Origin of the sequence: Falsiroseomonas sp. CW058, assembly GCF_050563535.1 — a bacterium.
GTDB lineage: Bacteria > Pseudomonadota > Alphaproteobacteria > Acetobacterales > Acetobacteraceae > Falsiroseomonas.
The window spans coordinates 50919-72979 of sequence record NZ_JBNXUO010000020.1; the positions used below are offsets into that span (position 1 = coordinate 50919).

25 protein-coding genes are annotated in these 22061 nt (G+C 73.3%); 11 read left to right on the plus strand and 14 right to left on the minus strand.

From position 1 onward, the window contains the following. Positions 1 to 23: 23 nt before the first annotated feature. Positions 24 to 1193, minus strand: coding sequence for a UDP-galactopyranose mutase (gene glf / locus ACK8OX_RS16230; protein WP_430665262.1), 1170 nt, complete (start codon positions 1191 to 1193; stop codon positions 24 to 26). After that, the gene (locus ACK8OX_RS16235) at positions 1186 to 2394 is read right to left on the minus strand and encodes a glycosyltransferase family 1 protein (RefSeq protein WP_430665263.1); all 1209 of its coding nucleotides are present in this window, start codon (positions 2392 to 2394) and stop codon (positions 1186 to 1188) included. The genes glf and ACK8OX_RS16235 overlap by 8 nt, the downstream gene beginning before the upstream one ends. 275 nt (positions 2395 to 2669) lie before the next feature. On the opposite strand from ACK8OX_RS16235, the gene ACK8OX_RS16240 reads away from it, so the two are divergent. Beyond that, positions 2670 to 3074 carry a general stress protein gene (locus ACK8OX_RS16240; RefSeq protein ID WP_430665264.1) on the plus strand — a complete coding sequence of 135 codons (405 nt, stop codon included), beginning with the start codon at positions 2670 to 2672 and terminating at the stop codon, positions 3072 to 3074. 280 nt (positions 3075 to 3354) lie between these two features. Here the strand turns inward: ACK8OX_RS16240 and nth are convergent, their stop codons facing one another. Next, positions 3355 to 4059, minus strand: a complete 705-nt coding sequence (gene nth, locus ACK8OX_RS16245; protein ID WP_430665265.1) for an endonuclease III — start codon at positions 4057 to 4059, stop codon at positions 3355 to 3357. 35 nt (positions 4060 to 4094) lie between these two features. Here nth and ACK8OX_RS16250 point away from each other — a divergent pair, with 35 nt between their 5' ends. Then, entirely contained in the window at positions 4095 to 4613 is a 519-nt protein-coding gene (locus ACK8OX_RS16250) for a DUF2244 domain-containing protein (protein WP_430665266.1), read from the plus strand. A 24-nt stretch (positions 4614 to 4637) separates the two neighbouring features. Here ACK8OX_RS16250 and ACK8OX_RS16255 read toward each other — a convergent pair whose 3' ends face one another. From ACK8OX_RS16255 to ACK8OX_RS16270, 4 genes are all read right to left on the minus strand, one after another. Continuing rightward, positions 4638 to 5081, minus strand: coding sequence for a helix-turn-helix domain-containing protein (locus ACK8OX_RS16255; RefSeq protein WP_430665267.1), 444 nt, complete (start codon positions 5079 to 5081; stop codon positions 4638 to 4640). 196 nt (positions 5082 to 5277) lie between these two features. Continuing rightward, positions 5278 to 6858, minus strand: a complete 1581-nt coding sequence (gene lnt, locus ACK8OX_RS16260; RefSeq protein ID WP_430665268.1) for an apolipoprotein N-acyltransferase — start codon at positions 6856 to 6858, stop codon at positions 5278 to 5280. Between the two features lie 26 nt (positions 6859 to 6884). After that, positions 6885 to 7373, minus strand: coding sequence for a protein-export chaperone SecB (gene secB, locus ACK8OX_RS16265; RefSeq protein WP_430665269.1), 489 nt, complete (start codon positions 7371 to 7373; stop codon positions 6885 to 6887). Positions 7374 to 7578: 205 nt separating this feature from the next. Beyond that, on the minus strand, positions 7579 to 8136 hold the full coding sequence (locus ACK8OX_RS16270; RefSeq protein ID WP_430665270.1) for a histidine phosphatase family protein: 558 nt from the start codon (positions 8134 to 8136) through the stop codon (positions 7579 to 7581). A 146-nt stretch (positions 8137 to 8282) separates the two neighbouring features. On the opposite strand from ACK8OX_RS16270, the gene ACK8OX_RS16275 reads away from it, so the two are divergent. Both ACK8OX_RS16275 and mltA read left to right on the plus strand, forming a co-directional pair. After that, positions 8283 to 8969: a Tim44/TimA family putative adaptor protein gene (locus ACK8OX_RS16275; protein ID WP_430665271.1), complete on the plus strand. Its 687-nt coding sequence runs from the start codon at positions 8283 to 8285 to the stop codon at positions 8967 to 8969. Between the two features lie 197 nt (positions 8970 to 9166). After that, the gene (mltA, locus tag ACK8OX_RS16280; protein WP_430665272.1) at positions 9167 to 10123 is read left to right on the plus strand and encodes a murein transglycosylase A; all 957 of its coding nucleotides are present in this window, start codon (positions 9167 to 9169) and stop codon (positions 10121 to 10123) included. Between the two features lie 21 nt (positions 10124 to 10144). On the opposite strand, the gene ACK8OX_RS16285 is transcribed toward mltA, so the two are convergent. Continuing rightward, entirely contained in the window at positions 10145 to 11473 is a 1329-nt protein-coding gene (locus tag ACK8OX_RS16285; RefSeq protein WP_430665273.1) for an aspartate aminotransferase family protein, read from the minus strand. A gap of 119 nt (positions 11474 to 11592) precedes the next feature. Between ACK8OX_RS16285 and tsaB the strand changes: the two genes are divergently transcribed. Together tsaB and ACK8OX_RS16295 are read left to right on the plus strand one after the other, a co-directional pair. After that, on the plus strand, positions 11593 to 12243 hold the full coding sequence (gene tsaB, locus ACK8OX_RS16290; RefSeq protein WP_430665274.1) for a tRNA (adenosine(37)-N6)-threonylcarbamoyltransferase complex dimerization subunit type 1 TsaB: 651 nt from the start codon (positions 11593 to 11595) through the stop codon (positions 12241 to 12243). After that, positions 12240 to 12671, plus strand: coding sequence for a GNAT family N-acetyltransferase (locus ACK8OX_RS16295; RefSeq protein ID WP_430665275.1), 432 nt, complete (start codon positions 12240 to 12242; stop codon positions 12669 to 12671). The genes tsaB and ACK8OX_RS16295 overlap by 4 nt, the downstream gene beginning before the upstream one ends. Here the strand turns inward: ACK8OX_RS16295 and ACK8OX_RS16300 are convergent. Further along, complete coding sequence (locus ACK8OX_RS16300; RefSeq protein ID WP_430665276.1) at positions 12655 to 12843, minus strand: sulfurtransferase TusA family protein; 189 nt, start codon at positions 12841 to 12843, stop codon at positions 12655 to 12657. The two genes, ACK8OX_RS16295 and ACK8OX_RS16300, sit on opposite strands and share 17 nt — an antisense overlap. Positions 12844 to 13069: 226 nt before the next feature. Here ACK8OX_RS16300 and ACK8OX_RS16305 point away from each other — a divergent pair, with 226 nt between their 5' ends. The 3 genes from ACK8OX_RS16305 (at position 13070) to ACK8OX_RS16315 (ending at position 14979) form a co-directional block, all read left to right on the plus strand. Beyond that, complete coding sequence (locus tag ACK8OX_RS16305; RefSeq protein ID WP_430665277.1) at positions 13070 to 13525, plus strand: MucR family transcriptional regulator; 456 nt, start codon at positions 13070 to 13072, stop codon at positions 13523 to 13525. A gap of 102 nt (positions 13526 to 13627) precedes the next feature. Further along, on the plus strand, positions 13628 to 14116 hold the full coding sequence (locus tag ACK8OX_RS16310) for a Fur family transcriptional regulator (protein WP_430665278.1): 489 nt from the start codon (positions 13628 to 13630) through the stop codon (positions 14114 to 14116). Beyond that, positions 14113 to 14979, plus strand: coding sequence for a GNAT family N-acetyltransferase (locus ACK8OX_RS16315; RefSeq protein ID WP_430665279.1), 867 nt, complete (start codon positions 14113 to 14115; stop codon positions 14977 to 14979). Before ACK8OX_RS16310 ends, ACK8OX_RS16315 begins: the two co-directional genes overlap by 4 nt. Before the next feature lie 25 nt (positions 14980 to 15004). Here the strand turns inward: ACK8OX_RS16315 and ACK8OX_RS16320 are convergent, their stop codons facing one another. Further along, positions 15005 to 15616 (minus strand): Maf family protein, encoded by a 612-nt coding sequence (locus ACK8OX_RS16320; protein ID WP_430665280.1) that lies wholly within the window; start codon positions 15614 to 15616, stop codon positions 15005 to 15007. 127 nt (positions 15617 to 15743) lie between these two features. Next, positions 15744 to 16640 carry a pyruvate, water dikinase regulatory protein gene (locus ACK8OX_RS16325; RefSeq protein WP_430665281.1) on the minus strand — a complete coding sequence of 299 codons (897 nt, stop codon included), beginning with the start codon at positions 16638 to 16640 and terminating at the stop codon, positions 15744 to 15746. A 323-nt stretch (positions 16641 to 16963) separates the two neighbouring features. On the opposite strand from ACK8OX_RS16325, the gene hemE reads away from it, so the two are divergent. After that, the gene (gene hemE / locus ACK8OX_RS16330; RefSeq protein ID WP_430665282.1) at positions 16964 to 18031 is read left to right on the plus strand and encodes a uroporphyrinogen decarboxylase; all 1068 of its coding nucleotides are present in this window, start codon (positions 16964 to 16966) and stop codon (positions 18029 to 18031) included. A 326-nt stretch (positions 18032 to 18357) separates the two neighbouring features. On the opposite strand, the gene ACK8OX_RS16335 is transcribed toward hemE, so the two are convergent. Then, positions 18358 to 19317, minus strand: a complete 960-nt coding sequence (locus ACK8OX_RS16335) for a DUF1579 family protein (RefSeq protein ID WP_430665283.1) — start codon at positions 19315 to 19317, stop codon at positions 18358 to 18360. A 121-nt stretch (positions 19318 to 19438) separates the two neighbouring features. Here ACK8OX_RS16335 and ACK8OX_RS16340 point away from each other — a divergent pair, with 121 nt between their 5' ends. Beyond that, entirely contained in the window at positions 19439 to 20416 is a 978-nt protein-coding gene (locus ACK8OX_RS16340; RefSeq protein WP_430665284.1) for an NADPH:quinone reductase, read from the plus strand. Between the two features lie 13 nt (positions 20417 to 20429). Here the strand turns inward: ACK8OX_RS16340 and ACK8OX_RS16345 are convergent, their stop codons facing one another. Together ACK8OX_RS16345 and ACK8OX_RS16350 are read right to left on the minus strand one after the other, a co-directional pair. Beyond that, positions 20430 to 20858, minus strand: coding sequence for a Zn-ribbon domain-containing OB-fold protein (locus ACK8OX_RS16345; protein ID WP_430665285.1), 429 nt, complete (start codon positions 20856 to 20858; stop codon positions 20430 to 20432). A gap of 5 nt (positions 20859 to 20863) precedes the next feature. After that, complete coding sequence (locus tag ACK8OX_RS16350; RefSeq protein WP_430665286.1) at positions 20864 to 22033, minus strand: thiolase C-terminal domain-containing protein; 1170 nt, start codon at positions 22031 to 22033, stop codon at positions 20864 to 20866. Positions 22034 to 22061 lie beyond the last annotated feature (28 nt).

Below are 22061 nucleotides of genomic sequence, written 5' to 3' on the forward strand. Positions count from 1 at the left end.
GAAGCGGAGCGGGGGAGTTTCGGCTACTCGCCCGCCGCCACGGCCGCCACGCGGCGGTCGTCATTCGCGGCCTCGGGCGGGACCACCTTCTGGATGCGCTCGAAGGTCGCCAGCGCCTGCCCGACCACCTGGTCCATGTTGTAGTAGCGGTAGGTCGCAAGCCGCCCGACGAACCAGGTGTCGCGCTCGGCATCGGCCAGCGCCTCGTATTTCTTGTAGAGCGCGGCGTTCTCCGGGCGGGGGATCGGGTAGTAGGGGTCGCCCTCCGCGCTCGGGAATTCGTAGGTCACGCTGGTCTTCGGATGCACCTGCCCGGTCATCCACTTGTATTCCGACACGCGGGTGAAGGGCGTGCCCTCGGCCGGGTGGTTCACCGTGCCGGTGGGCAGCGCCCATTCGCGGTCCAGCGTCTCGTGCCGGAAGGTCAGGCTGCGATAGGGCAGCTTGCCGTGGCGGAAGCCGAAATACTCGTCCACCGGCCCCGTCCAGACCAGCCGGCGGAAGCTGAAGCGCCGGCGCGCCTCGGCGAAGTCCATCCCGGTGCGGACGGTGATGTTCGGATGGTCCAGGATCTTCCGGAACATCGCCGTGTAGCCGTCGCGCGGCATGTACTGGAAGCGGTCGGTGAAGTAGCGGTCGTCGCGGTTGGTCCGCGTCGGCACGCGGGCCGTCACGCTCTTGTCCAGCTCGCTGGGGTCGAGCGCCCATTGCTTGCGGGTGTAGCCGCGGAAGAACAGCTCGTAGAGCTCGCGCCCCACCTTGCCGACCACCACGTCCTCGCTGGTGCGGACCTGCTCCACCTTCTCGGCGCGTGCCTCCATCCAGCCCTCGACCTCCGCCTCGGTCAGGTTCAGGCCGTAGAGCCTGTTGATGGTGTCGAGGTTGATCGGCATCGGCACCAGCGTGTCCTCGCCGGTGGTCGGGCTCCTCACCTGCGCCAGCACGCGGTGCTCATAGGGGCGCCATTCGGTGAACTTCGACAGGTGGGCGAAGATCTGCTCGCTGTTGGTGTGGAAGATGTGCGGGCCGTAGCGGTGGATCAGCACACCCGCATCGTCCGGGTGGTCATAGGCGTTGCCACCGATATGGTCGCGCCGGTCGATCACCAGCACCTTCTCGTTGCGCACGGAGGCCAGACGCTCCGCCAGGATCGAGCCCGCGAAGCCCGCACCCACGATCAACCAGTCAAACATGGTTCGCCCCCGCCACACGCGCCACCACCGCCGCGGACGCACCTGCGCCCGCGGATCCCTGCACCCTGCCCTTCGCCTCGCGGATCAGGGACGCCATCCTGTCCCAGGTGCGGTCCCAGGAACCGGAGGCGAGCCGCGCATCGACGCGCGCCAGCCATTCGCCACGCGGGCGGCGCAGCAGCAGCTCGGCCTTCTCCGCCATCTCCCGCGCATCCTGCGCGATCTCGACCAGGCCGGGATCGCCATAGTCGCGCACCACGTCGGTGACGGCGGTGGAGACCACCGGCAGCCCGGCCGCCAGGAATTCCGGCGTCTTGGTCGGGCTGATGAAGCGCGTGCTCTCGTTGATGGCGAAGGGCATGAAGCCCAGGTCCCAATGCGCCAGATGCGCCGGCAGGTCCTTGTAGTCGCGCCCGCCAAGCCAGTGGATGTTCGCCGTGCGCGGCAGCATGGCGGGGTCGATCTTCACCACCGGCCCGATCATCACCAGCGACCAGTCCGGGCGCAGCGCGGCCAGCTGCGCCACGAGGTCGATGTCCATCCGCTCATCCACCACGCCGAAGAAGCCGAGCCGCGGGCGGGGGATGTCGCGCATCGCCTCCGGCTCGGGCAGGGCCTGCCGCGCCCGGCCGAAATGCGCCGCGTCGATCGAGGAGGGGAAGCAGTGCACGGCGCGGTGCCTGCCCCGCTTCGCCTCGTAGAGGCTGCGCCCGCCGGTGAAGACCAGGTCGGCGCGGGCCAGCAGGCGGCGCTCCATCTCCAGCATCGCGGGCGGGGCGCCCCGGAAGGCCGACAATTCGTCCATGCAGTCATAGACGGTGACGTCGGCCTGCACCTGTCCGGCCAGCCCCATGAACATCGGCGAGTAGAACCACAGCACCAGCCGTCGCCCCGCGCGGGGCGCGAGCAGCGTCTCGAGCAGGGCGCGCTGCGAGGCGATGGACATCTCGGGCGACAGGCCCGCCGGCAGCACCGGCCGCACCACCGTCACGCCGCCCGGCCGCGCCATGGTCTCAAGCCGCGGGGTCGCGCCCGGCTCCTCCACCGGCTCCTCGAAGAAGATCACCTCGTGCTCCGCCGCGGCACGCGTCATCAGGTGCTGCGGGCGCTGGAAGACGAAGTCCCAGCGCAGATGCGACAGGCAAAGCAGCACAGGCCGGCTGTCGGCATTGCGGCCTGGACAAGGCGGAGCCTCGTTCATTTTCGTCTCCCATGGTCAGGTGGGCCGGCGGCGGGGCATGCAACAAGGCTGTTGCGCGGCCGAACGGACCGCTGCCCCCGGATCGCCTGGACGTCCTGGATGCCGTCTCAACGCCGGTTGCTGCACTGCGGTTCCGGCCCGTGGCCGTGGCGCCGGGACCGTCGCGGGACCGCACCGGCCCGGCCGCGCATCGCGTGAAAAAGCCCCCACCCGTCCCACCGCACCCTGCCGTCCCGCGTTGCGGCACCTTCGAGAACAGCAGGAAGGCCGGACCCATGACGGACAAGGAGGATGACGGCGCGGCCCGCCCGGCACGCCCCAATCCCGGCAACTTCGCCCATGACCCGGCCCGCGCGGCCGCCGCGGGACGCCGCGGTGGCCTGGCCCAGGGCCGCGCGAGCAACCCCGCCAACTTCGCCAATGCGCGCGACAAGGCGGCCGAGGCCGGGCGGCGTGGCGGCCAGGCCCAGGGCCGTGCGAGCAACCCCGCCAACTTCGCCAATGACCGGGAGAAGGCGGTGGAGGCCGGGCGCCGCGGCGGGAAGCTCAGCCAGGGCGGCGGCGGCGCGGCGGCGAACCCCGGCAACTTCGCCAATGACCGGGAGAAGGCGGTGGAGGCCGGGCGCCGCGGCGGCCGGGCGCGCCTGCGCGGCACGGGCGCCGAGACCCCGGGGCAGTAGCCCTCGAGACCGGCGTTGCCCTGACTGTCGTCAGGTCAATGCCGGTCCAGTCCCCTTTGACCCGGCGATTCATACTGACCGGCGTGAATGCTGACACATTCACGCCCCTCAGACGCCGGGCGGGCCGCATCCGCGGCCCTTGGCTTCGCCGCAGATGCGGCGGCCGCCATCCGGCGGCTCGGCGGGCTTCGCCCGCCGCCATCGGATCACCTTCAACGCCGGCCGGTATCACGCCCTGCGTATGCCCGCCTGCGGCGTGCACACTGGGGACGATCGCGAGCTAGCCCGGCGGCGCCAGCACCTTCGCCGAAAAGTTGCAATGCGCCAGCGCCGGGCAACGCCAGCATTCCGGCGCACGGGCCTTGCAGACATAGCGCCCGTGCAGGATCAGCCAGTGGTGGGCGTCGCGCAGAAGGTCCTTCGGGATCTTCCGCACCAGCCCGTCCTCCACCTCCCGCGGGGTCTTGCCGGGCGCCAGGCCGGTGCGGTTGCCGAGGCGGAAGATGTGGGTGTCCACCGCCATCGTGCTCTCGCCGAAGGCGACGTTCAGCACGACATTGGCCGTCTTGCGCCCGACGCCCGGCAGCGCCTCCAGCGCCTCGCGGTCATCCGGGACGGCGCCGCCATGCCGCTCGACCAGCAGCCGCGCGAGGGCGGCGACGTTGCGCGCCTTGCCCTGCCACAGCCCGATGCTGCGGATATGCGGCCCGATCCCCGCCTCGCCGAGGGCGGCCATCGCGGCCGGCGTCGGCGCGGCAGCGAACAGCGCCGGGGTCGCCTTGTTCACCGCCGCATCGGTGGTCTGGGCGGACAGCACGACCGCGACCAGCAGGGTGAAGGGGTCGTGGAAGCGCAGCTCCGTCTCGGGCGAGGGGTTGGCCGCGGCGAGGGCGCGGATGAACCGTTCCGCCTGGGCCGCCGGCATGGTCCTGGCGCGGGTCGGGGTCTTGCTGCGACTTGTGCGGGGCGGGGCGTCGTCGGGCATGGTGGTCCGGTCGAAGTACCCCATACTGGTAGGCCATGCCATCCTCGCCCAGCCCCGCCGGGCCGATCCTCTTCGAGGCGGTCAGCACGCCACCCCGCAGCCTCTCCGCCACCGGGATGCGGTGGCTCTGCGGACTTGCCATCCCGGCGGCCTGCGTGCCGGCACTGCTGTTCACCCTGCTCGGCGCCTGGCCGGTGCTGCCGATCCTGGGGGCGGAGCTTGCCCTGGTGCTCGGGCTCGTGGCGCTTCACCGGCGCTGGACCGCGGCGCAGGTGGAGGTGGTGGTGCTGACGCCGGACCGGCTGCGCGTGCTGGCCGCGGATGGCCGCGGCGGCCGGCAGGAGGTGGCGCTCGACCCCTACTGGGCGCGGCTCGAATTGCGGGAACGGCCCGGCGCGGTGCCGGCGCTCCGCCTCGCCGCGCGGGGGCGGAGCGTGGAGGTGGGGCGCTTCCTTTCCGAGGCCGAGAAGCGGGACCTCGCGGCGGCGCTGGAGGAGGCGCTGCGGCGCTACAGGTCGCCGGTCTTCGACAACCCGCAGTTGCGGGACGGCTGACCGGCCCGGGCCGGGTTGCCGCGGCTATTCGGTCGGGGCGAGGCTCTTGATGAGGTCGAAGACCCGCTTCCGCACCGAAGGATCGGTGATGCGGTAGTAGGCGCGCACCAGTTCCAGCGTCTCACGCCGGTGGAGCGTGTCGTCCTCGAATCCGTCCTGGGCTTCCTGGAAGCCGCCAAAGCGACGGCCCTGGTGGCCGCCCATCTCGGGCGGCATGTCGTCGAAGAAGAACCCGATCGGCACATCGAGCACGCGCGAGAGGTCGAACAGCCGGCTCGCGCCGATGCGGTTCACGCCGCGTTCGTATTTCTGCACCTGCTGGAACGTCAGGCCGAGCGCCTCGCCCAGCTTTTCCTGGCTCATGCCGAGCAGGGTGCGGCGCAGGCGTACTCGACTGCCGACATGCACGTCGATCGGGCTGGGGCGATGCTCGCGCTCCCCCCGTTCGACGACTTCGTCGCTCGCCATGGACACTCTCCGGACTCCGATCCGCGAACCCGCCTTCCCCGTCCCAATCCCGGGCGGCCGTCCTGGCCCGGGCAGGGTCATGTCGGCCGCTCTGCGGCGTCCGACCCGGGGCAAGGGGTAGTCCGATCGCTACGGTTTGTCAACTCTTTTGAGAAATCTCAATAAAGCTCTCTACCCGGGGCCCATGACCGCCCGGTCAGACGGCGCGGCCCGTCCGGCCCGGCTTCGCGCGACGCGTGCCCAGCCATGCCGCGGCCGACACCAGCACGAGCAGCGCGACCGGGATGATTAGACCGAGGCGTGCGACGGGCGTCGGCGCGCCCGCCTGCGGCAGGGGGGCGAGCACGATGCCCGTCTCGGCCAGGCCCATGCGCGACACCTCCCGCCCGCGGGCGTCGAACACGGCGGAGATCCCGGTCTGCGCCGCGCGGGCAAGCGGCAGGCCTTCCTCCACCGCCCGCAGCCGCGCCGCGGCCAGGTGCTGGTGCGGGCCGGCGGAGACGCCGAACCAGGCGTCGTTGGTGATGTTGACCAGGAAGCCCGGCCGGTCCGCCGGGGTCACGGCACCGGGAAAGATCACCTCGTAGCAGATGAGCGGGGAGAAGCCCGGCAGGCCCGGCAGGACCATGTTGCGCGGCCCCGGCCCGGCCTCGAAGTCGATCGCGCTATGCACCAGGCGGAGCGGCAGCAGGCCGCGCAGCGGCATGTATTCGCCGAAGGGCACCAGATGCGCCTTGTCGTAGGTGTCGAGCACCGCCCCCTGCGCGTCGAGCGCGACGAGGCTGTTCCACACCCGGCTGGCGCGGCCATCGGCGCCGAACTGCGCGCGGACGGCGCCGGCCAGCAGCAGGCCGCCGGGGGGCAGGGGCCCGGTCGCCAGGCGCGCCGCCTCGGGGTCGTTGGCGAGCAGGAAGGGACTTGCCGTCTCCGGCCAGATCACCACCGGGCGGCTCGCCGGCGCTTCCTCGGCGGCCAAGCGGATGCCGTCGGCGCTGAGGTCGATGTAGCGGCGGAAGATCGGCAGGCGCGTGTCCTCGCGCCACTTCGCCTCCTGCGCCACGTTGCCCTGCACGAGGATGAGGGCGACCGCGTGCGGCTCCGGCTCGGCGGGCCAGAGCCGCGCGAGGCCGAACAGCGCGAAGCCCGCCAGCGCCGCGCCCCCGCCGATCCAGCCGCGCCGGCCGAGAAGGGGCGAGAGGGCGAGCAGCACGGTGACGAGCCCCATCCCGTGCACGCCGATCCAGGCGGCGGACTGCACGGGCAGGCCGCCGAAGGCCCAGACGGTGCCGAGCAGGTTCCAGGGGAAGCCGGTGAAGACCACGCCGCGCAGCATCTCGGCCGCCATCCAGGCGGCGGCGAAGGCCAGCAGCCGCGGCCAGCCCGGCGCGGCCGCGCGCGCCGCCAGCGCCGGGGCGATGGTGAAGGCGCCGAGCGGCAGCGCCAGCGCCGGCACCGCGACCGGCACAAGCCACCAGAAGCGGTCGACCTCCGTCAGGATGGCGTTGGTCAGCCAGTGCAGGCCCGCGACATGGAAGCCCCAGCCCCAGGCCAGCCCGATCCATGCGGCGCGGCGCGCGGTCGGCGCCGCGGTCGCCATCACGAACAGGCCGGGCAGGGCCAGCAGCAGCACCGGCACGAGATGCAACGGCGGCAGCGCCAGCGCGGCCGCCGCCCCCAGCCCGAAGGCCGTGGCCAGCGCCCGCCAGAAGCCGGGCCCATCCAGCCGCCGCGTCAGCGCGGCGCGCCAGCGGGACGGGTCGAGCGCGCGCCGGATCACGCCGCTGTCATGGCCGGGTGGCCGCCTCAGGCCGTCCCGACCGGCTGCGCGCCCGGGCCGCGGCGGGACTGCCACAGCGCGACGAAGTCGATCGGCGCGAGCAGCACGGGCGGGAAGCCGCCGTCGCGCGTCACGTCGGCCAGGATGTTGCGCGCGAAGGGGAACAGCAGCCGCGGGCATTCGACCAGCAGGACGGGCTCGAGGTGTTCCTGCGGCACGTTGATGGTGAAGACGCCGCAATAGGAGAGTTCGGCGATGAAGCAGGCGGTGGCGCCCACCTTCGCATCGGCGCGGATCTGCAGCGCGACCTCGTAGACATTCGGCCCGCCTTCGACCGGGCGCGCCTGCACGTCGAGCGACAGGTCGACGCGCGGCTGTTCCTTGAGCTGGACGAAGATCTCCGGCGCGCCCGGCACCTCGAAGGAGAGGTCCTTGGTGTACTGGATGTTCAGTTGCAGCGGCGGCGCGGGCTGCCCGTTCGGGATGGGCGAGGAGGGGGCGGACTGGTCGGACATGGGGATCCCGTCGGAGGTCGAGGTGGCGTCGGGCTACCACGCGCCGGCCCCGCGGGCCAGCGGCCGGGGCCGCGCACCACCGGCCAGCCCGGGCCCCGGGCCGCAACGCGGCCCCGCGCGCAGACCGGCCGCACCGACCGGCGCTCCAGCGCGTCGGCGCGCAAGGCAAGCGGGCGGAGGACGCGCCCGCCGCCTGAGGGCAAGACTAATGATGCTTCCAGACCACCTCGGCCGGGGGAGGGGCGGTGGGGTCGCAGGTCAGCCAGGTGCCGTTGGCCACGCTCCGCCCCGTCATCGACAGGATGAACCCCCAGTGGGAGACGACGACCGTGCGGTCCCAGTCGGGCAGGGACGCCATCTCGCCCCGGAACAGCGCGGCGCGGGCGATGACCTGCTCGGCCGGCTCCTCCTCGGCGGGCCACCACACCTCCTCCACATGGCGGAACTCCACCCCCGGCCATTCGGCCCGCAGCGCCGTCACCGGGCTGCCGATGTCGCAGGTGAAGGCGTAGCGTTCCCGCACGGTGGGATTGACCAGCACCGGCAGGCCCAGCCGCCGCGCCAGCGGCGCCGCGGTCTGCAGGGCGCGGCTGTAGGGGGAGGCGATGATGCGGGCGATGCCCTGCCCGGCCAGCGCCTCCGCCGCCGCCTCCGCCTGCTGGTGGCCGAGCGGGGTCAGGCGCGGGTCCTTGATGCCGGGGTCGCGTCGGGTCGCGGTGAAGTGCAGGTTGAACTCGCTCTGGCCATGGCGGAGCAGGAACATCGCGGGGTCGGCCTCGCTGCGTGGTTCGGCTGCGTCCGGATAAGGGCGGGCGCAACCCGATGTCCATATCCGGCCGCGATACTGCCGCTTCGCCGTTGCGGGGGGGCCGTGCCGGCCCTAAGTGATGGGCGTGTGAGGAGTTATCCATGTCGGGCGGCTTTCCCATCGACCTGATCCTGTTCGCGATGGTCGCGGCCTTCCTGGTCCTGCGCCTTCGCAGCGTGCTCGGCCGCCGCACCGGATTCGAGAGGCCGCCGCGCCAGGACGGCGCCGCCCCCTACGACCCCAAGGCCGCGCGCCCGCCCGCGCAGGACATGCCGGGCGAATTGCCGCCGCCCGTGCCGCAGGCCGGCGGCGCGCGCCGCAGCGTGCCCGACCCGCGCAGCCCGGTCGGCCAGGCCCTGATGCGCATCCGCGGCGTCGATGCGGGCTTCGACCCGAACGCCTTCCTCGACGGGGCGGAGGGCGCCTTCCGCATGATCGTGGACGCCTTCGCCCGCGGCGACCGCCAGACCCTGCGCGCCCTGCTGGCCGACGAGGTCTATGGCGGCTTCGAAGGCGCCATCACCGCGCGCGAACAGAACGGCGAAAGCCAGCGCAGCGAGGTCCGCGCCATGCAGGAGATGGCGGTCGAGGCCGCCGACCTGCGCGGCACGGTCGCCGACGTCACCGTCCGTTTCGTCTCCGACCAGGTGAACCTGACCACCGGCCGCGACGGCAGCATCGTGGCGGGCGCCGAGGCGGTGACCGAACTGACCGACATCTGGACCTTCCAGCGCGACCTGCGCAGCCAGGACCCGACCTGGCGCCTGGTGGCGACGCGCAGCGCCTGAAGGCGCACCGCCCGCGGCCGCGCCGTACCGCCCTCGGCGCGGCGCTGCTGCTGGCCGGCTGCACCGCCGGGCCGGAACTGCCGCGCGAAGTTGCCTATCCGGAACTGCCGGGCTGGGCGCAGGACCGGCAGGCCGAGGCGATCCCGACCTTCCTGCGCGGCTGCGCGGCGCTGGCCCGCATCCCCCCCGAACGGGTGATGGGCGGGCGCGGGATGCTGGCGGTGACGGCAGGGCAACTCGCCCCCGCCTGCGCCGAGGCGGCCACCCTGCCGGCGGGTGACGACGCCGCAGCCCGCGCCTTCCTGGAACGCCGCTTCCGCCCGGTCGCGGTCGGGCAAGGCACGCTGACCGGCTATTTCGAGCCGGAGCTGCGTGGCAGCCCCACCCGCACCAGCCGCTTCGCCACACCCCTCCATGCCCGCCCGCCGGAGCTGGTGGAGGTCGATCTCGGCAGCTTCGCCGCCGATCTCCGCGGGCGCCGCACCGCCGGCCAGGTGCGGGACGGGCGGCTGGTGCCCTTCCCCGACCGCGCCGCGATCGCCGCGGGCGCGCTGGCGGGGCGCGGGCTCGAACTGGTCTGGGTCGATGACCCGGTGGATGCCTTCTTCCTGCACATCCAGGGATCGGGCCGGGTGGCGCTGCCGGACGGGCGGGTGCTGCGCGTCGGCTATGCCGGGCAGAACGGGCATCCCTACTACGCCGTCGGCCGCGCCCTGGTGGAACGCGGCGCGCTGGCGCGGGAGGCTGTCTCGATGCAGGCGATCCGCGCCTGGATGGCGGAAGCCGGCCCAGCCGAGGCCGCCGAGCTGATGGCCCGCAACCCGAGCTACGTCTTCTTCCGCATCCTGCCCGACCTGCCGGCGGAAGCCGGGCCGGTCGGCACGCTCGGCGCGCCGCTGACGCCGGGGCGGTCGGTGGCGGTGGACCGGACGGAAACCGCGCTCGGCCTGCCGGTCTGGATCGGCGGGCGAGACCCTGCGGGGGGCGCGCTGCGACGCCTGGCGGTGGCGCAGGACACCGGCGGCGCCATCCGCGGTCCGGCGCGCGCCGACCTGTTCACCGGCTGGGGCGCCGGGGCGGGGGAGCAGGCGGGGCGGATGCGCGACGCCGCCGCGCTGTTCGTGCTCGTCCCGCGGGAGGATGGCGGCCGCTGACTGCCGCCCCTGTCGGGACGGTCAGGCCGCGACCGCGCGGATCGCGCTGCCGAGCGTGTCGAAGATCCGGTCCACATGCGGCTTCTCGATGATCAGCGGCGGCGACAGGGCCACGATGTCGCCGGTGACGCGCACCAGCAGGCCGTTGTCGAAGCACCAGCGGAACACCTCCATCGCGCGGGCGGTGGGCTTGCCGGCGCGGGGCTGCAGCTCGATCCCCGCGATCAGGCCGATGTTGCGCACGTCGATCACGCCGGGAATGTCGCGCATCGCATGCGCGGCCTCCTGCCAGTAGCCCTCGATCGCCATGACGCGGCCGGGCAGGTCCTCCGCCCGGTGCAGCTCCAGCGTCGCGATGGCGGCGGCGGAGGCGAGCGGATGGCCCGAATAGGTGTAGCCGTGGAACAGCTCGATCCCCGCCGGCACGCCATGGACGATGGTGTCGTAGACCGCGTTGCTGGTCGCCACCGCGCCCATCGGCACGGCGGCGTTGGTCAGCCCCTTCGCCATGGTCATGATGTCGGGCGTGACGCCCAGCCGCTCGGCGCCGAAATTGGTGCCGATGCGGCCGAAGCCGGTGATCACCTCGTCGAAGACCAGCAGGATGCCGTGGCGGTCGCAGATCTCCCGCAGGCGCTTCAGGTAGCCGACCGGCGGCACCAGCACGCCGGTCGAGCCCGCCACCGGCTCCACCATCACGGCCGCGATGGTGTCGCCATGCAGGGCGACGAGGGATTCCAGCGCATCGGCCAGTTCGGCGCCGTGCGGCGGCTCTCCCTTGCTGAAGGCGTTGCGCGCGGGCAGGTGGGTGTGGGGCAGGTGGTCCACATAGGGAAGCTGCGCGCCGAACTGCTTGCGGTTCGGCCCGATGCCGCCCACCGACATGCCGCCGAAGCCGACGCCGTGGTAGCCGCGTTCCCGCCCCACAAGGCGCACGCGCTGCGCCTCGCCGCGGGCGCGGTGATAGGCCAGCGCGATCTTCAGCGCGGTGTCCGCGGCTTCCGACCCGGAATTGACGAAGAAGACGCGGTCCATCCCGTCGGGCGTCATCTCCGCCACGCGGGCCGCGGCCTCGAAGGCGATGGGGTGGCCGAGTTGGAAGGTCGGCGCGAAATCCATGATCGCGGCCTGCTTCTGGATCGCCTCGGTGATCTCGCGCCGGCCATGGCCGGCATTGCAGCACCACAGCCCCGCGGTGCCGTCCAGGATCTCCTTCCCCTCCGGCGTGAAGTAGGACATGCCCTCGGCGCGGGCGAGCAGGCGCGGCTTGTCCTTGAAATACTTGTTGTCGCTGAAGGGCATCCAGAAGGCGTCGAGGTTGTTCGGACGCGGGACGCGGATCTCGTTCATCGGGGCCTGTCCTGGGGAAGACGTGGCGGAAGAACACCCCTTTTGCGCCGGCGCGGCAAGCGCGCCGGCGCCGCGCCCCCGCTCTCCCGCGCGGAGGGCGGAGGGGGTAGAGGGGGCGGATGCGCCTGCTCGCCCTCGATGGCTCCCTCGCCCGTGCCTCCGCCGCGCTGATGGTGGACGGCGCCCCCCGCGCCCGCCTGGCGGAGGAGGGTGCGCGCGTGCAGCCCACCGCCCTGCCGGTGCTGGCCCGGCGCCTGCTGGACGAGGCCGGCGGCGCCGATGCGGTGGCGGTGGTGGTGGGCCCCGGCGGCTTCACCGGGCTGCGCACCGCCATCGCGCTGGCCGAGGGCATCGCGCTCGCGCTCTCGGTCCCGCTGGTCGGCGTCACGACCGGGGAAGCGTTGGCCGCCGCCCTGCCGGAGGATCTCCGCGCGACGCGGGAGGTCTGGGCGGCCATCGACACGCGGCGCGGCCGCTTCGTGCTGGAACGCATCGCGCCCGGCGCCTGGGCGGCGATGCTGCCGCCCGTGGCCATGGCGGAAGCCGCGCTGCCCGCGCCCGCCGGTCCCGTCGCGGCGGTGGGGGATGCCGCGCCGGCGCTGGCGGCGCGGCTGCTCGCCCGCGGGTCGGATGTGGTGCTGACCGCGTCGCGCCTGCCGGATGCGGCCGCGGCGGGGGCGGTCGCGTGGCGGCGCCTGACGGGCGCCATCCCGCCGCGCGACGCCGCGCCGCTCTATGTCGAGCCGCCGGCGGTGCGCCTGCCGGCATGATCGCGGCGCAGCCCGCCGACGCGCCCGCCCTCGCCGCGCTGCATGCCCTGGCCTTCCCGCCGGCGGAACGCTGGGGCGCGGAGGCGATCGGCCTGATGCTCGGCATGCCGGGCGCCTTCGGCCTGCACCTGCCCGGGCTCGGCTTCGTCCTCGCCCGCGTCGCGGCCGACGAGGCGGAGATCCTGACCCTCGCCGTCGCGCCCTCCGCCCGGCGGCAGGGCCATGGCGCGGCGCTGCTGGCGGGCGCGATGGCGGGTGCGGCGGCGCGCGGCGCGGCGGCGATGTTCCTCGAAGTCTCGGACCGCAACACGCCGGCCCGCGCGCTCTATGCCGCGGCGGGCTTCGCCACCGCGGGCCGGCGGCGGCGCTATTACGCCGACGGGTCGGACGCGCTGGTGCTGCGGCGGGACTTCACGATTTCTTCCTGATCCAGACGAGGACTGTGCCGTCCGCCTGCTCGACCTCGCGCAGCACGGCATGGCCCTGTTCGGTCGCGGTGCGGGGCACGTTGCGGCGGGGCTCCATGCCCCGCATCGCGATGCGCAGCACCTGCCCCGCCGCCATGCGGTCCAGCTCCAGCCGGGTGCGGACGAAGGTCATCGGGCAAGTCTCGCCGGTGATGTCGAGGTGCCGGTCGGCGGCTTGTTCTTCCGTGACGGAGGATTTCATGCATCAAACCCCTGCGGGAGGTGAAACAGAAGTTGCGAAACGGCGAATCACATGAATATGGTGCGGCTCGCGTCCTGGCACCTGGCATGATGCCAGAGTGCAGAAGGGTGGATTCCGGCCGAACCAACCGGCTCGACGCGAAGCGGGAAGACCAGACATGGCCGAAACCTCGGCGAACCCCGACCTGCTGGGCCTGACGGCAGAAATCGTCTCCGCCCATGTCTCGAACAACCCGGTGTCCGTGGCGGATCTTCCGAACCTGATCCAGGAGGTCTACCGGACCCTGACGCTGGTCGGCCAGCCCGCGCCCGCCGCGCCGGAACGGCCGCAGCCCGCGGTGCCGGTCAAGAAATCCATCATGCCGGACTACCTGGTCTGCCTCGAGGACGGCAAGAAGCTGAAGATGCTGAAGCGCCACCTCAAGACCTCGTTCAACCTGACGCCGGACCAGTACCGGGAACGCTGGGGCCTGCCCTCCGACTATCCGATGGTGGCGCCGAACTACACCAAGCACCGCTCCTCCCTCGCCAAGCGGATCGGGCTCGGCACCAAGCCGCGCGGCCGCCCGCCCGGCCGCGGGCGCGCCACCGCCGCCGCCGCGCGCGAGGCCTGAGGCAGCGCCGGCCACGCCCCGCCCGATGCCCCGGTGGCCCTGCCGCGCCGCCGGGGCTATGGATGCCGCCGGTTCCGCTCGCTCCAGGGTCCCGCCCGCCGCATGGACAACCCGTCCGTCGCACCGCACCGCGCCGACGCCCCCGATCCATCCCGGATCGAGCGGGCCTGCATCGAGCGCGGGCTCAAGATGACCGGCCAGCGCCGGCTGATCGCGCGCGTGCTGAGCGAGGCGGAAGACCACCCCGACGTGGAGGAGCTGTACCGCCGCGCCGTCGCGCTCGACGCCCGCATCTCGGTCGCGACGGTCTACCGTACCGTCCGGCTGCTGGAGGAGAAGGGCATCCTGGAACGCCGCGACTTCGGCGGCGGCCGCGCCCGCTACGACCCCGCCGACCGCGGCCAGCACCACCACCTGATCGACGTGGACAGCGGGCGGGTGATCGAATTCGCCGACCCCGCTCTCGAGGAGATGCTGCGCGGGATCGCCGCCCGGCTCGGCTTCGCCCTGGCCGGGCACCGGCTGGAACTGTTCGGCCGCAAGGCCGAGGCCCCGCCCGCCCCGGCCCGTGCCCGCAAGGGGGGTGGATGAGCGTCGACGGCCCGCTGCCCGAGGACGCGCCGCTGCCGGCCGAGCCGCCCACCCCCGCACCCACCGAGGCCGGGTTCGAGGAGCTGCGCGCCGGCAATCTCGGCCTGCGGCTGGCCGAGAGCGGGGCCGAGATCGATGCCGCGCAGGCGCTGCGCTACCGCGTCTTCTACGAGGAGATGGGGGCCCGCGCCGACCCTCGCACCCGCAGCGCCCGCCGCGACGCGGACGAGTTCGACGCGGTGGCCGACCACCTGCTGGTGCTGGACCACGACAGGGGCGACGGGGCGGAAGCGGTGGTCGGCACCTACCGCCTGATCCGCCGCGGCGGGGCGCGGCGCCTCGGCCGCTTCTACTCGGAAGGCGAATACGACGTCTCCACCCTGCTCGCCTTACCGGGCGAGGTGATGGAGCTCGGCCGGTCCTGCGTGGCGGAGGCGTATCGCACGCGGGGCACGCTGCAGCTGCTGTGGCGCGGCATCGCGGCCTATGTGTTCAGGCACCGCATCGACCTGATGTTCGGCTGCGCGTCCCTGCCGGGGACCGACCTCGACGCGCTGGCGGCGCAGCTGACCTACCTGCACGCGAACCACCTGGCCCCGCCCGCCCTGCGCCCGCGCGCCCTGCCCGGGCGCTTCGTGGCGATGGACCGGCTCGCGGCCTCCGCCGTCGACATGCGCGCGGCGATGATCGCGCTGCCGCCGCTCATCAAGGGCTACCTGCGGCTCGGCGGCTTCGTCGGCGAAGGGGCGGTGATCGACGAGCAGTTCAACACCACCGATGTCTGCATCGTGGTGAAGACCGACCTGGTGACGAACAAGTACTACCGCCACTACGAGCGCACGGCCGGCGGCCGCGAGGAATAGGCCACCGCCCCCGGGGCGCGCGGCCCTACCCCGCCAGCACCCCGTGCTGGCGCAGGAAGCGCAGCAGCGGCAGCATCGGCAGGCCGATGATGGCCGAATGCTCGCCCTCGATGCGGCTGAACAGCTGGATCCCCGGCCCTTCCACGCGATAGGCGCCGACGCTGGCGCACAGCGCCTTCCCCTCCGCGGCCAGGTAGGCGTCGAGGAAGGCGTCGCCGAAGTCCCGCATCGTCAGGCGGGCCGTTGTCACGTCCTGCCACACCCGTTCGCCGCCGCGCCAGGCGACGGTGCCGTTCACCAGCTCATGCTGCCTGCCGCGCAGCGCCAACAGATGGGCGCGCGCGCCGGCCAGGTCCTCCGGCTTGTCGAACCAACGCCCCCCGCAGACCAGCAGCTGGTCGCAGCCGATGACGAGCGCGTCGGGGTCGCGCCGGGCGATGCGCGCGGCCTTCGCCTCGGCCAGCAGGATCGCGGCATCGGCGGGGGGGATGCGCTCGGCCTGCGCGGCGTCCTTGATCGCGGCCTCGTCCACGCCGGCGACGCGCGCCTCGAAGCGCAGGCCGGCGGCCTCCAGCAGCGCCCGGCGGGAGGCCGAGGCGGAAGCGAGGACGAGGCGCGGCGCCTCCGCCTGCATCATGCCGCCCTCAGACGCCGGGCGGGCCGCATCCGCGACCCGCGGCTTCGCCACACCTGCCGCGGCCGCCATCCGGCGGCTCGACGGGCTTCGCCCGCCGCCATCGGATCACCATCAAGGCCAGTCGGCATCATGGGCTGCGGCCCCGCAGCACGGCGGCGGCCGGATCCTCCGGCGCATGCACCGGCTGCGGCTTGTGGCGCCGGGCGTGCCAGGCCTCCATCAGCTGCAGCACGGTCGCCGCCGTCTCCTCGATCGACCGGCGCGTCACGTCGATCACCGGCCAGCCGCGGCTGGTGCAGAGCCGTCGCGCGGCCAGGATCTCGGCCTTCACCGCGTCGTGGTCCACGTAGTCGGTGGTGTCGTGGCGCACGCCATGCGCGCCGATCAGCCGCAGCCGGTGGCGGCGGATCTCGATCAGCGCCGCCGTCTCGATGTGCAGCCCGACCACCGGGCAGGGCGGGTCCTCCAGCTCGGGCGGCAGCGGTGCGCCGGGCACGATCGGGACATTGGCCGCCTTGATGCCGCGGTTCGCCAGGTAGAAGCAGGTCGGCGTCTTGGAGGAGCGGGAGACGCCGACGATGCAGACATCCGCCTCGTGGATGCCGGCGGTGCCCTGGCCGTCGTCATGGGCCAGCACGTAGTGCATCGCGTCGATCCGGCGGAAGTAGTCCGCATCCATGACATGCTGCGCGCCCCGCTTCTCCCGCGCGGGTTCGCCGATGGCGTTCTGCAGCAGTTCCATCACCGGCTCGAGCGGGGAGAGCACCTCGACGCCGACGCGCATGCAATGCTCCTCCAGCGCATGACGCAGGCTGCGGTCCACCAGGGTGAACAGCACCGGGCCCGGCTCCGCCTCGATCCCCTCCAGCACGCGGTCGAGCTGGAGGCGGGAGCGGATGAGCGACCAGCGGTGATGCACCACATTCGGCTCGTCGAAGCGGGAGAGGGTGGCGCGGGCGATGGAGTTCAGCGTCTCGCCGGTGCTGTCGGAGACCAGGTGCAGGTTGATCATGCGGTGGGGCATCCTGGCCTCCGGGGGGATCGCGGAAAGCGGGGATGGCGGGGAAAACCCGCCGGGGTCAAGCATCCCGGGCCGGTCAGCGGGGACAACCGGGGCATCGGGCGGTACGGGGGGCAGGAATCGCGCGGTCCCGGCGGCAAGGGGGGCGGATCGGATTCCGTCTGCCCCGCCAGCCACTTGGCCGCCGATCTTCGCGTGGACAGGGCTGTGGACGGATGGCGGGGAAGGCGTGATCCACGATGTCCACAGGGCCCTAATACCCCTACTCCCCTTCAAGGATTCTTCTTCTTTGTGAAGAATGGGCGCCGACAGGCAGGGAGGCTCGATTGACGGAAGCGACAGGCGGCACGGCGGGCGAGCGCAAGCCGCTGCTGCGGGCGCTCTCGGGCGAGGCGGTGTGGCCCCCGCCCATGTGGCTGATGCGCCAGGCCGGCCGCTACCTGCCGGAATACCGCGAGGTGCGCGCGAAGGCGGGGGGCTTCATCAAGCTCTGCACCACGCCCGAGATGGCGGCCGAGGTCACGATCCAGCCGATCCGCCGCTACGGCATGGACGGCGCCATCCTGTTCTCCGACATCCTGATCGTGCCCTGGGCGCTGGGCCAGGGGCTGCGCTTCGCCGAGGGCGAGGGGCCGGTGCTGGACCCGCTGCGCGACGCCGCGGCGGTCGCGGCGCTCGACCCCGCGGCGCTGCGCGAAAGGGCCGCCCCCATCTTCGAGACAGTGCGCCTGACCCGCGCGGCGCTGGAGGCGCATGCGGCGCGTGTCGCGCTGATCGGCTTCGCGGGCAGCCCCTGGACGGTGGCGGCCTACATGGTGGAAGGCCACGGGTCGCGCGACTTCGCGGCGGCGCGCGGCATGGCCTATGCCGACCCCACCCTGTTCGGGCGGCTGATCCGCACGCTGGTGGACGCCACCACCGACTACCTGCTGGCCCAGATCGAGGCGGGGGCCGAGGCGGTGATGCTGTTCGACAGCTGGGCGGGGATGCTGCCGCCGTCGCAGTTCCGCCGCTGGGTGATCGAGCCGACGGCGATCATCGTGCGCAACATCAGGCGGCAGCACCCGACGATCCCGGTCATCGGCTTCCCGCGCCTCGCCGGGCCGCTGATCGGGGAGTACACGGTCCGCACCGGGGTCGGCACGGTGGCGATGGACACCGCCATGGACCCGCGCTTCGCGGCCGGCGCGGTGGCGCCGAACATCGGGCTGCAGGGCAACCTCGACCCGCTGTCGCTGATCGCGGGCGGCGTCGCGCTGGAGGCAGAGGCGCGGCAGATCCTGGCGGCGATGCGCGGGCGGCCCTTCGTCTTCAACCTCGGCCACGGGATCGAGAAGACGACACCGCCTGAGCATGTCGCGCAGCTGGTGCGGCTGGTCCGCACCGGCGGCTAGAGCGTGGTCGCCGCAGGCTGGAACGGCCGGAGGCGTGAATCACGCGGCAAGACAAGAGCCTAGCCCATGATCCGCGGGGCAGGCATCGCCGGAGCGGGGAATCATATCTGCCGGCGTGAACGCTGACGCATTCCCGCCCCTCAGGCGCCGGGCGGGCCGCATCCGCGGCCCTTGGCTCCGCGGCACGCGCCGCGGCCACCATTCGGCGGCTCGCCCGGCGCCAAGAACGCCGGGCGCCATCGGATCGCCATCAACGCCGGTCGGTATCATGCGCCGGGACAAGGGCTGCGGCGTGATCCACGAGAGTGGATCACGCCGCAGGGCGGTCAGCCGATCCGCGTGAGGCGGGCCGTCATGAAGGTGGTCCAGGCGCCGTCCGGCCCCTGCACGGAGGAGGTGACGGTGCGATGGTCTTCATCCAGCAGCGTCACCTCGTCGCGATAGGCCGCGCGCCCCTCGCCGGTCATGGCGGGGCCTTCGGTGTCGAGGGTCAGCGTCCGCCCGTCCGGGGACAGCGTGCCCGCATAGACGAACATGTGCGGCATCATCGACCCCACGAAGCTGCCGCGGAAGGTCCTCGCCCCCTGGTCCCAGCCGAGCGTGACGGTCCAGCGGGCATGGCCGCCGCCGGGCATCGCGCCCTCCCCCTCCCCCACCACCCAGTAGCCGCCGAGGGAGCGCACGCGCTCCGTCGCGGTGGCCTGCATCGGGGGGGCGTCCGGGCCCATCCGGCATTCCGTCTCCTGTCGCCAGTCGCCCAGCATGCGGTGCAGCCAGCCATGCTCGGGCGAGGGCGGCAGCGCGCCCGGGCAGGGCTGCCCCGGCGCGGCGACATGCGCGGTCAGCCTGTCGAGCGTCTCGCCCCAGCCGCGCACGAAACCCATCGCCTCATGCGCCGCGCGCATCTCCTCCGTCGGGTGCTGCCACAGCACGTCGAGCCGCGTGCCCCCGTCCTCCTCCGCGAAGGTCACCGTGCCGGTGGCGCCGATGAGCGGGCCGCAGGCATCCTCCGTCACCCGCAGCACCAGGCGGTACGGCGGGGCGACCTCGTCGATGGTCAGGCGGTTCGGCCAGGTCTTGCCGTCGGCATCGCGCATCACGGTGCGGTGCATCCCGCCGGGGCGAAGGTCGACCTCCGCCTCCGTCACCGTCATGCCGGCGGGGCCGAACCACTGCCGCAGCCGCGCGGGGTCCGTCCAGGCCGCGAAGACGGCGGCGGGCGGCGCGGGGATGCGGCGGGTGGCGCGCAGCGCGTGCGTGGCGAGGGCGGCGGCGTGGGTATCCATGGTTCGGTCCTTCCCCTGTCGGCCGGCCTGTGCTGGCCGGCTTTGCTTAACCAACAGGTGAAGTGTTGACCGGGGCGGGCGGCCGCGTCAAGCGGAACCCGAGAAAGGGAGGGCAGCATCCATGCGCGCAGCCTGGTACGAGAGGACCGGCCCCGCCGGGGAGGTCATCGCGGTGGGCGAGATGCCGACCCCCGCCCCCGCCGCAGGCGAGGTGCTGGTGCGGCTTGCGGCTTCCGGCGTGAACCCCTCGGACTGGAAGGCGCGCGGCGGCAGCCGGCCGATGCCCGCGCCCCGCGTGATCCCCCACAGCGACGGGGCGGGCGTGATCGAGGCGGTCGGCGCGGGCATCGACCGCGCGCGCATCGGCCAGCGCGTCTGGGTCTGGAACGGCCAGTGGAAGCGCGCCTTCGGCACCGCGGCGGAGTTCATCGCGGTCCCCTCCGCCCAGGCGGTGCGGCTGCCCGACGGCACCGGCTTCGAGGCCGGCGCCTGCCTCGGCATCCCCGCGCTGACCGCCTGGCGGGCGGTGCAGGTGGATGGCGGCGTCGCCGGGCAGCGCGTGCTGGTGGCGGGCGGGGCGGGCGCGGTCGGCCACTACGCCATCCAGATGGCGAAGCTGCTCGGCGCCGCGCAGGTGATCGCGACCGTCAGTTCCGCCGCCAAGGCCGCCCATGCCACGGAGGCCGGCGCCGATGCCGTGATCGACTACCGGCGGGAGGATGTCGCCGACCGCGTGCGGGACCTGACGGGCGGCGCGGGGGTGGACCGGGTGGTGGAGGTGGACCTCGCGGCCAATGGCGCCCTGCTGCCGCAGGTGATCGCGCCGGGCGGAACCTGCGCCTGCTACGGATCGGGCCGGGCGGAGGTGGCGCTGCCCTTCTTCCCGATGATCCTGTCGGGGGCGGCGGTGCGCTTCTTCATCGTCTACGAACTGCCGCCCGCGGCGCGCGCGGCCGCGGAAGCGCAGCTGACGGCCTGGATGGAGGCGGGGAAGCTGCTGCACGCCATCGGCCGCGTCCTGCCGCTGGCGGAATGCGCCGCCGCGCATGACCTGGTGCAGCGGGGCGAGGTGATGGGCAACGTCGTGCTGGCCTGCTGAACGCCGCCCGGCGCTACCCCTCGGCACGCGGGGTGAAGCGCGGCAGGGTCGCGTCGGGGGTCACGTCGTCGAACACCACCTCGACCGGCAGGCCGACGCGGAGCGCGGAATTGGGCGCGCCGACGACGTTGCCGGTCAGCCGCACGCCCTCCTCCAGCTCCACCTGCACGGCGTTGTAGGGCAGGTCGGGGCGGAAGGCGGGCAGCCAGTCCTTGTGCACCACCACCCATGAGGAGATGCGGCCCCGGCCCGAGGCGCGGCGCCAGGCGATCGCGCCGCCGAAGCAGAAGGGGCAGACCGGGCCGGGCGGCCAGTGCGGGCGGTCGCAGGGGTCGCACCAGGGCAGCATCAGCTCGTGCCGGCGGCAGGCCTCCCAGAAGGGGCGGTTGTCCGGCGTGATCCGCGGCAGCGGCTTCGCCGTCGGGTTGTTCGGGTCCATCATGGCCGTCAGCTCCGCAGGATCACGCTGTCGCCCCAGCAGGTGCCCCATTGCAGCAGGGCGGCGCCGGGGATCTGGCGCGGCCCGGCTTCCCCGCGCAGCTGGCGCACCATCTCGCAGATGCTGTTCCAGCCGCAGACATGCGCCTCCGACAGCAGCCCGCCGGAGGTGTTGACCGGCAGCGCCCCGCCCGGCCCGATGCGGCCGCCCTGCACGAACTCCGCCGCCTCCCCGGGGCCGCAGAAGCCGAAGCGTTCGAGCGCGAACAGCACGAGAGGGGAGAAGGCGTCGTAGGTGTAGAAGCCCTGGATGTCGGAGCGCGCGACGCCGGCCATGCGATAGGCCGCGAGGTCGCGTTCCGGCGGCGCCGTACGCGCGGTGGGCTGCTGGTTGATGCCGAGGTTGGGGGGCGCGAAGATGAACTCGCTCCGGCCCGACCGGATGCCCTGCATCCCGGCGATGTGGACCGGCTTCCGCTTCAGGTCGCGCGCGCGGTCCGCCGCCGTCAGCAGCACCACCGCCGCGCCGTCGGTGATCAGCGAACAGTCGTAGAGCCGCAGCGGGTCGACGATCAGGCGCGACGCCTGGTGCTGGTCCACCGTCAGCGGCTTCTTCATCAGCGCCTGCGGGTTCAGCGCCGCATGGGCGCGCAGCGCCACCGGCACGGCGGCGAGCTGCGCCCCCGTCACGCGGTGCAGCGCCATGTAGCGCTGCATGGCGAAGGCGGCGCCGGCGGCGGGCGAGGTGAGGCCGAAGACCGGGTTCTCGCCATGCGTCGCGCCCTGCTCCCGCATGCCCTCGTGGTCGCCGGGGCCGCCGAGGATGTGGCGTTCCCGCGTGAAGCTGATGGCGGTGACGCAGGCGACCACGCTGGCCATGCCGGTCGCGATCGCCATCGCCGCGTGCTGCAGCGCGCCGGTGACGAACCGGCCATGGGTCCAGGACTGGTGGACGTAGCCGACCTCGAGCCCGTAGACCTCCGCGATGCGGTCGTAGTCGGCGCCGAGCGGCCAGCCCATGTGCAGCGACAGGCCGTCGATGTCGCCGCGGTCCAGCCCCGCATCGTCCAGCGCCGCGCGCAGCGCATGCGCGCCGAGCGCGAGCTGGCTGTCCGGCAGGTGGCGGCCGAAGCGGCTCATCCCGACGCCGACGATGGCGACCTTCCCGTTGATCGTCACGCCTGCCGTCCCGTCCTGTCCGCCGCCC